The organism is Acinetobacter sp. YH12096 (assembly GCF_013419215.1).
In the GTDB taxonomy this organism is placed as follows: domain Bacteria; phylum Pseudomonadota; class Gammaproteobacteria; order Pseudomonadales; family Moraxellaceae; genus Acinetobacter; species Acinetobacter amyesii.
On sequence record NZ_VPAM01000005.1, the window covers coordinates 141,947 to 156,407 of the forward strand.

Below are 14,461 nucleotides of genomic sequence, written 5' to 3' on the forward strand. Positions count from 1 at the left end.
GTGTATTAGTGTTTTTAGTCATTAAACATAAGCGGTTGTTTGTAATAAATCGATGTTTACGGATTGAAGTAAGCTACCGACATCGTATAAGCCTTGATTGAGGGCTGTGGTACTTTCACCGACCACTTGAACGAGATCACCGACCACAGGAAGTTCAGTGGCAATCGATGTAATCGGTGCAATGTCATCCAGTAAGGCATCTAAAGTGCCTGAAACATCTTGCACGACACCACCTACACTTGCTAAAGGATCGTTCAGGACGGATGTTAATAATTCGGTAGGATCAATACTGGCTACATAGTCGCCCGTTTCAGCCAACAAGCCTGTTAAATTCCCCGTAGTTTCGCCTACTGCATCCAATAGACCGCCCAGCAATGGCAGGTCAGAAAGTACATCTGTGATTGGTGCAGCCACGCCACTGAGATGATCAACCAAACCTGCAACTTCCGTCACGGTTTGGCCGACCACACCAGTTACGCCATTGAGAGCGGTCTGTACACCGCCGAGAAGATCACCTGTCGCTAGTTGATCGGCTACCGCATGTAAGCCATCACCTAAGGTGCCAACCAACTGATTTTCAACCGCGAGTACTTTTTCGATGGTCCCACCAATGAGCGGAAGCTCAGTCAGTGCATCCGTTAAGGGCGCTGTTAAGCTACTTACGGTCTCTAATACGCTGTCTACAGTATCTAAAACAGTATTTAAAACCAGTCCAACCGCTTTACTGATCCCTTGTAAAGTCAGGCTGAGTACACCGCTGATTTTTCCTGTAAATAAGTTCAACATGTCAGGTTCTCCAAGCTTTTAAATTATGATGTGTTATGTATTTGGCAGACTTGTTTTAGCAAAAGGAGATTGATGAAAACAAATTATGAAAGTATAGAAAGAAGGAGATAAATCATGTAATTCTGCTAGAAAACCCAGAGAGATCAAAACCTTAGCTGAATAAAAATATAAATGTATATTAATGTAATTAAAATGAGTTAAATCAAAGATATAAATGTACTTAAAAGGTGCGATTTTATTGTTTTTAGACTGTGCTGTGACTATTTTTAAGGCAATAACGTACTGTTTAAATCTCTAGTGCAAATAAACTGCAAATTCATTGGCACTCTTCAGCCGATCTTTGCACTTGGTCATGCCATAGATTGGGGCAATATCCAGTTACAGAGCGGTTACATCGCTGAATATAAATTAAATCATTAAAATAATTAAGGATTTATAAATTCATGTGCGGACGAATTCTTAGTTTGAGAGAAGTATTGGGAATGGTTTTGGGCAATAAGCCACGTTGTAATAATTCTTCAAAGACCAAAACAGGGGCATAGGCATCGGCAGCGGCATAACGAATTTGCTCCGGACTTATGCGCTTTTTGGCCCAATTGGAGGTGCTGACCGATTTAGATTTTGGAAAATTCACACGAAAAAGCAGTGCCATGGCATTTTTTAAACCGACGGGTTGGCTTAAGCCAAAAGAAGCAAAGCACTTGGAGAGTTCCAATACACTATTCAGTTCGATGCCTTTTTTACGAAATAAATGCGCATCATTTTTTAAGCCAAAACCTACTTTAATTTGATCCCGATTACTCAAGATTGGTCTTAAAAAATCCCAAGTGCATTCGTTCATTTGAAACAACCACGCCTGTTGCGCCGTCGCAAGTTGGATTAAATGTGGACCGGTAGAGACCTCACCTTTACGAAAAGTCGGCTTAGATTCAGAGTCGAAACCGAATAAGGCAGTCGTCTGCAATTCATCGGCCCAGTGTTGGCATTGTTCTGCATTGTGAATGACATGGATCTGCTCTGGCACTAAATTTTGGAACAATGGAAAATTTTTAATCTGTTCTTTTGTTGGCAAAATAGGTGTCGGTAGAGCATCAGTCATTGTGATTTAATTCAAAGGCTTGTTGTTGCAGCCTAGAGCGTTTAGTAGGGAAATGCAAATACCGAGATGCGGCGTTGAGCATGAGCCTTTGACTCACCTGCCTGTCATAGCGCGTTGCTATGACAGTGATGAGAGGACTTAAAGACAGTGACCAATAGGCTTAAAGTCAGTGACGACTTAAAATAGAAAACGCGCAGTAAATAATACATTTACCAAGATCAGTAAGAATAAACCGATAAAGAGAAAGGCGAGAACCACCTCCCATGTTTTGGATGCACGTGGCTCACCATATTGATTGGCATTTGCAGACCCGGGGATGAGCATCAGCGCAATGCACATGACGATATTGAGCAACGGAATCAGCTCTAAGAGTGCAAACCAGCCTGAGAGATTAAAGTCATGCAAACGGCGCACTGAAAAAATCATCAAAGGGATCAGCATTAAAACATTTAGGATAAATCCAATCACTTGCGTCATTGGATTTTCAGCGTGAGCTATTAGGGCATTGAGAGTATTGGGCATCATGCTGACAATCAGCAGCATCAGTATGCTTAGCATGAGGCCATAGAAGACATTCCAACCGATAAATGACATGCGATTAAAGCGACCGTCACGGTTCCAGCCAGAGTTAATATTGGGTGAATTATTCATATTAAATGATCTTAAATTATCGTAAAAAGTATTGTTATCATTCATTTTTAGCCGCAAAAAATTGAGCTAAAAACGACATAAAAATGTGAAAAAGTACAGGATTTGATCCTGTACCAAAAAAGCGCGTTGATTATAAAGGTAAAGTACAAAAAAAGCCCACTTGTGTGAGCTTGTTTGAATAGGTGTATTGCTGTTTAGAGCGATCTAGGCGGCATCTAATGATTTATCATTATTGTTGTTGAATCGTGGCTTGTTGAGAGCGGATCACTTAGTTTTGGTAAGACGGAATCATGATCGCAGCAAGTATCCCGACTATAAACACCACGATATACAAAACAGCCAGCACTGTTTCCCAGCCTTTGGTCGGGCGTGGTTGTCCAAAGCTATTACTACCGCTATTACCCGGTGCAAATAACACATAGAGCGCAAACAATATATTCACTACAGGAACTAAGATCAGCAGTGCAAGCCATCCTGAATGGTCTCGGTCATGTAAACGACGGATTAAGAAAATGACGCTGTAATAAATGACGATGGCATACATGATAAAGAAAATAATCATGAGTGGCGTTGACATAGCACCCTCAGTCAGCGCATTTTGCGCACCGGGTATGAGCAGGCCGACCACAACAGCAATTAGCGTAAAAATAATGCCGAGAAGTAGATTCCATGCAAGATATGCGCGACGGCTAAAGCGACCACTGGCTTGGGTCGGTGAGTCAGATGTGAAGGTATTCATTATTATTCCTAGGCGTTGGTATTTTTATAAGTAGGCAAATTCTAAAATGAATATGTAGAAAATAAAAGGATGAAAAATAAACTGTACAAAAAAGCCCGCAAGGAGCGGGCTTTTTTGCGGTGAAGGAATTTTAAATATCCCATTCCACAAAGTTTTTCAGCAATTGCAGACCGGCTGTATGACTTTTTTCTGGGTGAAATTGTGTCGCAAACAAGTTTTCCTTGTGAATTGCGGTACAAAATTCCAAACCATAGTCACAGGTAGCAGCGACAATGCTTGAATCTTGCGGCTCTACATAGAAGCTATGTACGAAATAGAAACGTGCATCTTGCTCAATGTTTTTCCACATCGGGTGGCTAGGGTCTGCCTGATGCACTTGGTTCCAGCCCATGTGCGGCACTTTTAATCCCTCTACGTCAGGAAAGCGTTTAACCGAACCTTCAAAAATACCCAATGCATCTGCACCGCCATTTTCTTCGGAATGCTGCATTAGGGCTTGCATACCGACACAGATCGCAAGCACAGGTTTATTAAATGCCGCTTTACGGACCACTTCATCAATGCCTGCATCATGCATGCCTTGCATACAGTCACGCATTGCTCCCACACCGGGGAACACAATTTTATCTGCTTGTGCAATCAGCTTAGGATCATTGGTGACATCAACAGTTGCGCCCACGTGTTCGAGGGCTTTTGCTGCTGAGTGAAGATTTCCCATGCCATAGTCAAGAAGGGCAATACGGGTCATTACAATGTTCCTTTGGTAGACGCAACAGTATTTTCGGCACGAGGGTCAACTTCACACGCCATACGTAATGCACGGGCAAAGGCTTTAAATACGCTTTCAATTTGGTGGTGGCTGTTTTTACCTTTTAGGTTGTCGATGTGCAGCGTCATTAACGCATGGTTCACAAAACCTTGGAAAAATTCAGAGAAAAGATCCACATCAAAAGTCCCGATGCGCGCGCGAGTGAATGGAATATCCATCCAAAGACCCGGACGGCCAGATAAATCCACCACAACACGACTCAGTGATTCATCAAGTGGCGCATAGAAGTGACCGTAACGACGTAAGCCTTTTTTATTGCCCAGTGCTTGAGCAAAGGCTTGGCCCAGTGTAATCCCACAGTCTTCTACGGTATGATGATCGTCAATTTCAAGATCGCCATCACAATGAATATCAATATCAAACAGACCATGTCGCTTGATTTGATCAATCATATGATCTAAAAATGGAACACCAGTGTTTAAAGTGCCTTGACCAGTACCATCAAGATTCACACGAACTCGAATTTTGGTTTCGTTGGTGTTTCTTACCACTTCACTGATACGATCTGTCATAGACACGTTCCTCAAATACGTCAAAATGATTGATGTAAAAATATTTTCGCGGTGACGAAAAGTCACCGCATATTAGATTGCTCAGGAGGGTTTATCAATGCCTATTACCGTACATGCCTATACTTCTTTGGAAAATGATGAAGTGCGCAGCCAGCTTGAGCGACTGTATGACACCAGCCCTGAGTTTAGCGACGGTTCCGATGCGATTGAACAACTTGAGCAGAACTTAGCTCAGTATACCTTAGTTTATACTGCAGAATTTAATACAAAATTGATTGGCGCGATTTGGTGTACAGGCCAAGGTGAAAGCAAAACCCTTGAATATATTGTGGTACACCCAGCAAATCGTGGGCGTGGTGTTGCAGAACGTTTGGTCAGTGAAGCTACCCGTATGGAGGAAGAAAAAGGTGTAAAAACTTTCGAGCCAGGTTGTGGCGCGATTCATCGTTGTTTAGCACACATTGGTAAAATTGACGTAGTTGAGTAAAGTTCAATTTTTAAAAGACAGTCTCCGTGCTGTCTTTTTTTCGTCTGAATAATTAAATTGACTCAGACTTAAATGTAAATAAGACAAAAAGTAAGCGATTAGTGTGAAATATTGATTTAAAAATAAACATTTGAGAAAAAAGCCCATGCTTATGCTTGACGGCATTCAGCTTAAATTGTTTAATACGCCCCATCGGCGTGATAGCTCAGTAGGTAGAGCAACGGATTGAAAATCCGTGTGTCCCCAGTTCGATCCTGGGTCTCGCCACCATATTCAAAACTGATTTTTCAGTTTATCAATCCCTGATCCCATCAGGGATTTTTTTTGCCTAAAAAATATGCATACGAAAAATATTTTTATAAATATGATTGACTAATTAACTGAGATACGGCTTAATACACCGCATCGGCGTGATAGCTCAGTAGGTAGAGCAACGGATTGAAAATCCGTGTGTCCCCAGTTCGATCCTGGGTCTCGCCACCATATTCGAAAAAACCTCAAACCATTGTTTGAGGTTTTTTTTCGTCTGCTGTTTTTCAGGTGTTGATATTTCGCACAGTTTAACTGCTACAATCCATGCCAGATGATGAGCCCAATGGCTATAAGAAAATTATTAAAAAATAAGGGTTAAGGTTGTGAAGAAAATATTATTTCCTGTTTTGATCGGTATGAGTGTCTTGCTGAGCGCATGTGGTGGCGGGGGCGGCAGTAATGTCGATTCTTCCTATTCTAAAACCATTATTCAAAATGGTGTGACCTATGAATGTAAAAGTGAAAATGCAGCAGCGCTTTGTGATAATGGCAATTGTTCTTCTTGTGAATCATCGCTCGATAAAATAATCACAGCATCATGCAGCACCAGTATTTCCGCAGGGCAAACAATTTTTGCCGTGACCAAAACGGGCTGTGTATCCAATATGAAATCGGGCAGCAGAATAACTGCAGCATGTGATAATGGTCTGCTTAAATTAAAAGTTGGATCTAACTTTAGCTTAAATCAGGTGATTAACACGGGTACGACGATGAGCTCTGGTGAATATATTGTCGGCACAGAAGTGCTCCGCTGCAGGCTTTAATCAAATGAACATAGTTTCGTGGAGTGACAGTTGAAGCGACTTCAATATGCGGCGCTTGGACTGCTCTGTTTTGCACTGGGCTATATTGCGGCATCGTGGAATGACCAACCAAGCTTGACGTCGCCGCCACCTGAGCACTCGCTTGTCTCTTTGGCGACGAATAATCCTGTGGCACGCTTGGCTTTAGATCGAGATACCTCGGATCAGCCTCATTCTAAAGATATACAGCAACAACTCAAAGGCCAACATCTTCAGCTAAAGAGCATTATTCAGCAGACTTCAGATCAACAATTGGGGCAATATTTACAGCAGGCATTTCCCAATTACAGTTTTGCAGGGATTCAAAATAAGCAGCAGTTTGCGCAGCAGATGTTAGACGAATTTCTACAAGCCAAAAATGATCCGCAGCAGCGATTGGCAGGGCAAGCGTATGTGACTGATCAATCACAGACAGATGTAGATCAAGTTTTACCTCGTGAAATCTATGTCACACAGCCGTTGTATGCACATTTTGATACCATGGGTAAAGTTCCAAACAATACGCAAGTTATGGTGCGTTGGACGCATCGTGATAGCGGTGAAGTGCTGCTCTTTACGCCACGCAAAGTTAGTGAGCAACAGCAACAAAACTGGGTGAGTTTCTATCCCATGACTGGATGGAAAACTGGTCATTATGATGTGAAATATTATCAAATGAATGATCAATTAAGCCCGATTGCACAGACCAGTTTTTATATACAGCACGTGATTGAGTAAATATTTGAAGCTCAAATTTTATCGCTGAAGCTATGACTTAAGTGCTAGTTTCCGACCCTAAAAATTCGATTAAAGTGATAAAAAAACAACCAATGAATCCCCGCAATGAAAGACCTTTTCTCTACAGGGAGTGCGCTGTATCAACAATCACGTCCAAGTTATTCTGCTGAAGTTGTCGATAGCATCTTGCAGCATGTTGCCGTGCGTGAACTGGCATGGGACTGTGGTGCAGGTTCAGGTTAATTTACCAAAGGTTTGGCGTCCTATTTTCAACAGGTTTTAGCGACAGATCTGAGTGCCGAACAATTGGCACAAGCACCCAACTTAGATAATGTGCGTTATGAGCAAGCTAGCGCCGAACATTGTCCGCTTGCAGACCATTCAGCGGATTTAATCACAGTCGCGCAAGCGATTCATTGGTTCGATTTTGCTGCCTTTTATGCAGAAGTACGACGCGTATTGAAACCCCATGGTCACATTGCCATTGTGGGCTATGGTCTGATTCAATTTGAACATGCGGAATTAAACCAGCTCTTACAGGATCTGTATTTTATCACGTTAAAAGGCTATTGGGACGCTGAACGTCGTTACATCGATGAAGAATATCGCAGTATTCCGTTTCCATTTCAGGAGTTAGCGACACCTCAGCTGTTTTTAAATTACAGGTGGCGTTCACAGCAAATTTTGGACTATTTGCAAACATGGTCTGGGTTAAAACATTATCAACAGCAACATCCGATACTTCAACCATGTGCAGCTTTGCACGACTTCTTTAGCCGTCATCCGCAGCAAGAGTTTGCTTTGTCATTTCCTGTGCTGTTAAGAATTGGAACAGTATAAAAAAGAAAAAGCAGTGGTAATGCAGATAGGTAAAGGATGATATCTCAAGTCCAGAATGAGCAACGTGAGGTTTAAACTAGCTGTGCTATCCTGCCGTTTGTCGGGGTTAAATCTGGTAAATTGATTAATTGTTGTACAATAATAGCAGTGTAAATTTTTTCAATTTTCTATTTTTAAATCTCTTGGAATGAACATGATGAATCTCCCTAAATCTGTTTCCGTTTTGGTTTTTGTTAGTGCAGCAATGACGGCTATGAGTACATTGGCTGCGGAAAAAGCCACTACAAAAGCTGATGAAACCGAACAACAAGCTATTCAGATGCCTGCTTTAACCATTATGGCAGAGCGTGAAATGCGTGCAGAGACGGGCATTGTTGAGTATCAAGAGCAGGTGGATCGCCGTAAAGCCTTACAGCAACGGGTGATGCAACTTGAGCGTGATACTCAAAACAAAGGTGTCGATGCAACAATCGTGTCAAATATTGATATCTTACCTGCCACAGCAGTGCCAGATATGTCGAATTTATCGCCTTTGATGCAACAGCATGTTTTAAATATTGCCGCAGGTTTGCAGTCTTCTGACCCACGCAATGGTTTATATATTATGTTGCAACCCTTTGGGATTGACCGTAATGCGACCAATGTGCAAATCAGTCGTGAGCAAATCAATCTCGGAAACATCGACCGTCAGTTAAATACCAATCCGATTAAGACCCCATAATCGAATACATCTCTACAGTACATTGAAGGCGAAAATTCATGTTTTATCCATGAATTTTCGTTTTGATGGCATGCGCAATTTAAGTCTATTTACATTGATGTTTTCAAATAGCCTTCTTAAAAAGCATGGCTATTTTATCGTCAATCTTCAAACTTTTGGTTAAACTGAATAAAAGGGCATTCGGAGCTCATTATGCCGCGTATCTTTGTTGTCTTGGCCAGTGCTACGGTATTGGTCTTTGGATGGATGTTTTATCAATATTCAGTACAGCAAAAAGAAGCTGTGCAACTCTCGACCTATGAAACGGTTTTGCGTGAAAAAACCGAGCAAATTTTTCAGCAAGCTCAGCACTGGGAAGAGCCGATACAACTCAATGTGACAGATGCACGGCTAACGGGGGATTATAAAATCATGTCGGATTTTATTTTGAGCCAAATGCTGCAGCGTGCAGAAGCGCGGAATCAATATATTCGTGATCTTAAAGCACTGAATTGGGATAAATTTCTCGATATCGATCGCTTATTAAAAGATAAAAAAAACCAATATCAAGAGACTGAGCAAATGCTGCAGCAGGTGCATGCAGTGGTCGATGCTTATGAACAAAAAACCACACAGCAAGAGGAAAATGGTTTAGCGCAGGCCAAACAGTTGGCGGTCAAACAGGTGTTTCGTCAGCAAATTGCGCAGAGTTTAAGAGACAGTCGTGATAGTGATGAGTCGCATGCTTTATTTGAGTTAGAAAAGCAAAGCTTGGCGAAGGCTGATGAGCTCTGTGCTGTGCTGAAAGCCAATAAATGGGAAAAGAAAAATAAATTATTTATGTTCTATGAAGATGCGCCTTTAAAGCAGTTTAATCAGCTTTATACAGAGATGTTAGCGCTCAATGCACAAATGGATGAGATCCGCCAAAAGAACCGTTCAGAGTTGAAACAAAAGCTTTAACTGACTGTCATCTCTCTTTCAAAATTGCGCGATAAAGTGGCTTATAGCAAGGTTTTACATCATATAGAGGTCCATGCTCATGCGAGCTATTCAGATTTTTGATGATATTCAGCAGGTCTATATCGACTTTATCGCGAACCGCCAATATCCACGTTTGGAAAGTTTAAACAATTGGGGCAAGAACCGTTTTTTCTTCAGTCAGTATTTTCGCATGATTGAAGATTGGCATCTGACTGAACAGATTGTGATTGAATTTAATCAACAATTTTATAGTTTGGATACAGGGACGGCGCCTGACTTTATGGATCAAGATAAATACATGGCTTGGTTGATGGAACAATTACAAATATTAAAATAAGTCCTTTTCATTCAAATTATTCAGCACAACTTCGAGACATGTTATGCAAGTGAAAGCCATCCTTTAGCGGATGGCTTTTTTGTTGTTATCGAGCATCATTTTGGGAACTGAGTTCCGAACTAGCACGAATGGCGCAAAAAACATTGGCTTTAAAACAGTCTTTGATTGTTTAAATTGCAAATTTAATACAACTATCAACCAATAGTGTGACTTAAATCACTTAAAATACGCCGAAAATTTAAACATAACTTTTTAGCCAGCAGCCCATAACGCATAAGAAGCTGAGCTGTATTGAACTTGCAAAAATTCTAACCTTAGACCGATTGGCTTTGAATGAAAGGTTTATCGCCATTTTTAGAGACGATTTTTTTAGCGTATGAAAAAATTAATACTGCTATGGCTTGCCATATGTGCGGTTTCATTGGTGTCGATAGGCTATACCTATGAATTATTCATTAGCCCTGTTTGGGTGGTAAATGCATTCGCTGCCTATGGCATGGTTTTAATGCGAAAGCATTTAAGTCACGATTTACTGATCGTGCTTTATGCTTTTAGTGCGATCTTTGTGGCTTCGCTGATGGTCGATCCTGCCAAAATCTTAGAAGATAAATTTCTCCTGTGTGCGATTTCGGCATTTCAGATTTGGGTATTTATTAAAGCCTATTTAGCGCTGAGCCATTTAAAAAAACGCCGCTTTAAGCGAACCCTAATGTTAGCTGTTCCGAGTATCGTGAGTGCTTTTGCAGGCAGTCTCTTGTTTGTGGCGTGCTTTCAGATGGACAACCAATACTTTGCCTTTGTTGATTATTTTCTAGAGCAATTTGCAACAAGTTTGGCTGTGGTATGTTTATTATTTGGTGTTCAGCGTTGGGTGAATGTGCCGTGGGTGGATTATGGCTATCTGATCGTGGCACTGGCCGTCCAATATGTGATCTCAAATGATCAGATCTTCTATGCTTGCATGGTCTTGCCTTTATTGATGTGTTATTACGCGATCAAATACGAACTCAAAACCTTTTGCTGGCTGATTGGTTTAATGACGCTGATCTGTGGCTGGTATGGTGCCATGCCATTGGCTGGGGAATATTGGTCGGATGCACAAGTACATATGCTCTCGCGGATCAGTTCTTATCGTTTGGCATTGGGTATTTATTTGATCATTTTTCTGTTTATTTGTGAGCTGTATGCACGAAATAAACGTCTATATTTGGCTTTGCAACGTGTAAGTTTTTGCGATGAGTTGACGGGACTGAAAAATCGCCATGCCTTTAAAGAACAAATATTTATAGAGGGTGCGGTTGATAAAGGCTGTGTCATTTTGCTCGATGTCGATAATTTTAAAAAAATTAATGACCAATATGGACACCAAATGGGGGACAGTGTTTTGGTGCATTTGGCAAAAATCTTAAAAAATTGTAGTCCACGCGCGAGTTTTATTAGTCGTTGGGGCGGTGAAGAATTTTTAATTTTGCTCGAAGGTGCCGATTTGGAGCAGGGTAAAATGTTGTGTGAAACAATTTTGGAACGCTGCGAACATGTGCCGTTTCGAAAAGATCAATTAAGGCTAGATGTCAGCTTTAGTATGGGCTTGGCCGAGTTTCAACAGTTGAGTTTGTCTAATTACTCCACGACTTTACAACATGTCGATGCCTGCCTATATCAGGCGAAATCACAAGGGAAAAATCAGTTTGTTTATCAAAAGATTATTCCGTTAGCAGAAAGCAGTATTGCAGTCTAAATAGGCAAAAAAAGATGCCGTGAAGGCATCTTTTTTAGCATTTAATCAATGATTAAGCTGCTTTTTTGAACCAAGAAAAGAAACCTTTTTTCTCAGCTTTCGCTGCTTCAGCTTTTTTCTCTGCACATTTTTTAGCGCAGTCTTTTTTCGCTTCAGCTTTTACTTCTTCAGTTTTAGTTTCAACAGCTTCTTTTGCATCAGTTGCTTTTTCTACAGCTGCATCTTTTGCTTCAACAGTTTTTGCAACGACAGCATCTTTAGTTGCTACAGTTTTTGCTACAGTCGCGTCTTTTGCTGCAACAGTGTTTGCAACAACAGCGTCTTTAGCCGCTACAGTTTTTGCTACAGTTGCATCTTTTGCTGCAACTGCAGTTTCTTTAGTTGCTGCTGCTTTTTCTACAACTGCTTTTTTCATGTCAGCAGTTTTTGCTTTAGTGGTTTCTTTCACTGTTAAAGTTTTAGTTTGAGTCGCTTTTTCTGCAACAGCCACTTGAGTTTTAGCAGCATCTTTAGTTGCTTGAGCAGCAGCTACAGTTGCAGTTTTCGCTTGTGCAGCTTGAGCTTTTACAACTTCAACAGCAGTCGCAGGTTTTTGTTCTACAGCAGTAGTTGCCATAGCAGAAGTTGTAGCAGCAACTAAAGCAACAGCTAAAGTAGTTTTGATCGCGTTCATAGTCATCACTCTATAAAACTTAGTTAAAATAAGGCATTGTAAATTTTATGCCTTATCAACAGCGCTTAGGTTACACGGCACAGAGTGAGGGATTCGATTGTGTGAATATTCCACCAATGTTACAAACGGATAACATGGTGTAACGCAGAAAAACAAACAAAAACAGCGTGCATTGCACAGCATTCGAAATTTTCAATTCAAAGCTGATTTAAAATCACTGTTAAAGCCGTTATGGTGAATATACATTTCCGCCATTGGTATGGCATAAAAATAAAGTCGCATGAGGGATAACATCAGATGCAGCAGCTTATTTGTTATAAACAGCTCCCTGTGTGGACGCAGCAGTCGATTCCACAAGGTTTTAAACAACAGCACAATACCAAAGCAGGCACTTGGGCAAAACTCACCGTACTGCAAGGTGAAGTGAACTTTGCCATGTTAGATGCGTCTGGAAATATCCTTTCCACGCATGTATTTAGCCCAGATCAGCCACCGCCGTTTATCGAACCGCAGGCGTGGCACAAGATTGTGTCTGCGAGTGACGATGTGCAATGTCAGTTGAGTTTTTATTGCTTAGCACAGGACTATTTTTATAAGAAGTATCAGCTCAGTCCAACACATTCAGAAATTTTGGCAGCAACACCATATTTGCAAGGTGGTCGTGCTTTGGATGTCGGCTGTGGGCAGGGGCGTAATTCGCTGTACTTAAGTCAGCTGTCTGAGCAGCGCTTTGAGGTGGATGCATGGGATGTCAATCCACACAGTTTGCACAAGCTGCAAGAGGTGATCGCTGCGGAAGGTATTGAAAATATTCATGTACAGCAGCGTGATTTAAATGCAGACCAAAGCATTACGGGGAAATATGATTTTATTTGCTGTACCGTGGTGATGATGTTTTTAGAGGCCAAGACAGTGAAGCCACTGATTCAGCAGATGCAGCAAGCGACAAGTGTAAATGGCTATAACCTGATAGTTTGCGCTATGGATACACCTGATTTACCTGCGCAGCCTGACTTTCCATTTAGCTTTAAAGCAGGAGAGTTAAGTGCGTTGTATGAAGGCTGGAATATTGTGAAATACAATGAAAATGTCGGTGAGCTGCATCGGGTGGATGCTGAAGGGCAGCGAATTCAACAGCATTTTGCGACGTTGTTGGCGCAGAAAATTTAAGCCAAGAATTGTAGGATGTTGAGTTGAAGAGTTGGGGATCAACTCAACACTTACTTTACTTAAACTGAAAAAAGGGAACCATTTTTGAGTTAGTCAGGGTGTATGTGTACTTAGAAAATTCAACCAATTAAATATGATCATACTCTGATTTAAGGCTGATAAATAAAGCCTAAAGCTTTTAAAGGCAATTGAATGATGTCGATTGTGAGTGTTAAAGGCAATAGTGGTAATTCTGCCAATTTTTCCTGCCCTGACTTTTTGACATAGCCACTTTGGTCTTCGTAATGCTGGATACGGATCTTATATGGATGGCTTAAGGGCTTTAAATCTGCGGCATTCGCAACTTTTGGGTAAACCGTACCTGCAATTTCTAAGTTAAAGAGATGATCTTGCTGTTCTGCCTTTGAACAATCACATGGTGCTACGCCATATTGGTTGAATAATGCCCTTTCCGTAGGACTTAGTGTTCCATTGGGAGGCGCATAATAAAATTTAAAGCTTCCGCTAAATTTAGTGCTGTTCGGGCTCGGAGAATTAAAGTCAAGTTCTCGATGGAGACGAATATATTGTGGATTGAGTTGGCTTATCAGTTGAATAAAATCAGCACCGCCTTTATTGATCACATAGCTGTATTTATTGCCTGCGACTACGATGCTATCGATTGGTTCATTGGGTATTGCTTTAGCGGGTTTGCCAAATGCGATCACATCATCTTCAAGGATTGTTCTCCATGCATATTTTGTTTCGTATTTTTGAAACAGATCACGGGAGAGTTCACCGATTTGATTATTTGTAACGCAAGCTGTAAGAAAAATAAAAGTGCTTAGGCAGCTCATCTTTAAGAGGTAGTGAAGTCGTTTATTTATCATTATTATGCATATTTAAGTTTTGGTTCAGGCCTTACCATAATTCAAAAATCGCTGAAAATCGAGAATTAACGTATTAACTTTAAAAATATGCTGAGGCGTTTTTACGGTTTGTTTAGCACGGTTTTTTGTTGAAGATTTTTGAACAAAATTTATTGCACTATGAAATTTCCCTCTCCTTTTAAGGAGACTTGCGCAGAATACCGCTCAGGGATAGG

At 41.0% G+C, this 14,461-nt stretch carries 16 protein-coding genes, 2 tRNA genes and 1 pseudogene; 11 read left to right on the forward strand and 8 right to left on the reverse strand.

Annotation, left to right across the window (positions count from 1 at the left end):
* Window positions 1–21: 21 nt before the first annotated feature.
* From FTU36_RS03775 to hisB, 6 genes are all read right to left on the reverse strand, one after another.
* Window positions 22–786: a hypothetical protein gene (locus FTU36_RS03775; protein WP_180116832.1), complete on the reverse strand. Its 765-nt coding sequence runs from the start codon at window positions 784–786 to the stop codon at window positions 22–24.
* Window positions 787–1,219: 433 nt separating this feature from the next.
* A complete protein-coding gene (locus tag FTU36_RS03780) occupies window positions 1,220–1,885 on the reverse strand; it encodes a 3'-5' exonuclease (protein WP_180116833.1) in 666 nt (221 codons plus the stop codon).
* A gap of 177 nt (window positions 1,886–2,062) precedes the next feature.
* The gene (locus tag FTU36_RS03785) at window positions 2,063–2,536 is read right to left on the reverse strand and encodes a DUF805 domain-containing protein (RefSeq protein WP_180009274.1); all 474 of its coding nucleotides are present in this window, start codon (window positions 2,534–2,536) and stop codon (window positions 2,063–2,065) included.
* A 268-nt stretch (window positions 2,537–2,804) separates the two neighbouring features.
* Window positions 2,805–3,275 (reverse strand): DUF805 domain-containing protein, encoded by a 471-nt coding sequence (locus tag FTU36_RS03790; protein ID WP_168378999.1) that lies wholly within the window; start codon window positions 3,273–3,275, stop codon window positions 2,805–2,807.
* A 130-nt stretch (window positions 3,276–3,405) separates the two neighbouring features.
* Window positions 3,406–4,023 (reverse strand): imidazole glycerol phosphate synthase subunit HisH, encoded by a 618-nt coding sequence (hisH, locus tag FTU36_RS03795; protein WP_078193147.1) that lies wholly within the window; start codon window positions 4,021–4,023, stop codon window positions 3,406–3,408.
* Complete coding sequence (gene hisB / locus FTU36_RS03800) at window positions 4,023–4,616, reverse strand: imidazoleglycerol-phosphate dehydratase HisB (protein ID WP_078190487.1); 594 nt, start codon at window positions 4,614–4,616, stop codon at window positions 4,023–4,025. Before hisB ends, hisH begins: the two co-directional genes overlap by 1 nt.
* Before the next feature lie 97 nt (window positions 4,617–4,713).
* Here hisB and FTU36_RS03805 point away from each other — a divergent pair, with 97 nt between their 5' ends.
* The 10 genes and pseudogenes from FTU36_RS03805 (at window position 4,714) to FTU36_RS03850 (ending at window position 11,534) form a co-directional block, all read left to right on the forward strand.
* Window positions 4,714–5,103, forward strand: a complete 390-nt coding sequence (locus tag FTU36_RS03805; RefSeq protein WP_078193146.1) for a GNAT family N-acetyltransferase — start codon at window positions 4,714–4,716, stop codon at window positions 5,101–5,103.
* A 194-nt stretch (window positions 5,104–5,297) separates the two neighbouring features.
* Window positions 5,298–5,373: transfer RNA gene (locus tag FTU36_RS03810), tRNA-Phe, on the forward strand.
* A gap of 137 nt (window positions 5,374–5,510) precedes the next feature.
* Window positions 5,511–5,586, forward strand: a tRNA-Phe gene (locus FTU36_RS03815).
* A 152-nt stretch (window positions 5,587–5,738) separates the two neighbouring features.
* Window positions 5,739–6,179 (forward strand): hypothetical protein, encoded by a 441-nt coding sequence (locus tag FTU36_RS03820; RefSeq protein ID WP_257245672.1) that lies wholly within the window; start codon window positions 5,739–5,741, stop codon window positions 6,177–6,179.
* A gap of 30 nt (window positions 6,180–6,209) precedes the next feature.
* Entirely contained in the window at window positions 6,210–6,935 is a 726-nt protein-coding gene (locus FTU36_RS03825) for a hypothetical protein (RefSeq protein WP_180116834.1), read from the forward strand.
* 105 nt (window positions 6,936–7,040) lie between these two features.
* Window positions 7,041–7,775: pseudogene (locus FTU36_RS03830) on the forward strand (class I SAM-dependent methyltransferase).
* 193 nt (window positions 7,776–7,968) lie between these two features.
* The gene (locus FTU36_RS03835; RefSeq protein WP_373683023.1) at window positions 7,969–8,496 is read left to right on the forward strand and encodes a hypothetical protein; all 528 of its coding nucleotides are present in this window, start codon (window positions 7,969–7,971) and stop codon (window positions 8,494–8,496) included.
* Between the two features lie 192 nt (window positions 8,497–8,688).
* On the forward strand, window positions 8,689–9,438 hold the full coding sequence (locus tag FTU36_RS03840; protein ID WP_180116835.1) for a hypothetical protein: 750 nt from the start codon (window positions 8,689–8,691) through the stop codon (window positions 9,436–9,438).
* A 79-nt stretch (window positions 9,439–9,517) separates the two neighbouring features.
* The gene (locus tag FTU36_RS03845; protein WP_078190480.1) at window positions 9,518–9,796 is read left to right on the forward strand and encodes a hypothetical protein; all 279 of its coding nucleotides are present in this window, start codon (window positions 9,518–9,520) and stop codon (window positions 9,794–9,796) included.
* 376 nt (window positions 9,797–10,172) lie between these two features.
* Window positions 10,173–11,534, forward strand: coding sequence for a GGDEF domain-containing protein (locus FTU36_RS03850; protein ID WP_180116836.1), 1,362 nt, complete (start codon window positions 10,173–10,175; stop codon window positions 11,532–11,534).
* Window positions 11,535–11,586: 52 nt separating this feature from the next.
* Here the strand turns inward: FTU36_RS03850 and FTU36_RS03855 are convergent, their stop codons facing one another.
* Window positions 11,587–12,207, reverse strand: coding sequence for a hypothetical protein (locus tag FTU36_RS03855; protein ID WP_180116837.1), 621 nt, complete (start codon window positions 12,205–12,207; stop codon window positions 11,587–11,589).
* A 297-nt stretch (window positions 12,208–12,504) separates the two neighbouring features.
* Here FTU36_RS03855 and tehB point away from each other — a divergent pair, with 297 nt between their 5' ends.
* The gene (gene tehB / locus FTU36_RS03860; RefSeq protein WP_180062998.1) at window positions 12,505–13,377 is read left to right on the forward strand and encodes an SAM-dependent methyltransferase TehB; all 873 of its coding nucleotides are present in this window, start codon (window positions 12,505–12,507) and stop codon (window positions 13,375–13,377) included.
* A 149-nt stretch (window positions 13,378–13,526) separates the two neighbouring features.
* On the opposite strand, the gene FTU36_RS03865 is transcribed toward tehB, so the two are convergent.
* On the reverse strand, window positions 13,527–14,246 hold the full coding sequence (locus FTU36_RS03865; protein ID WP_168379007.1) for a hypothetical protein: 720 nt from the start codon (window positions 14,244–14,246) through the stop codon (window positions 13,527–13,529).
* Window positions 14,247–14,461 lie beyond the last annotated feature (215 nt).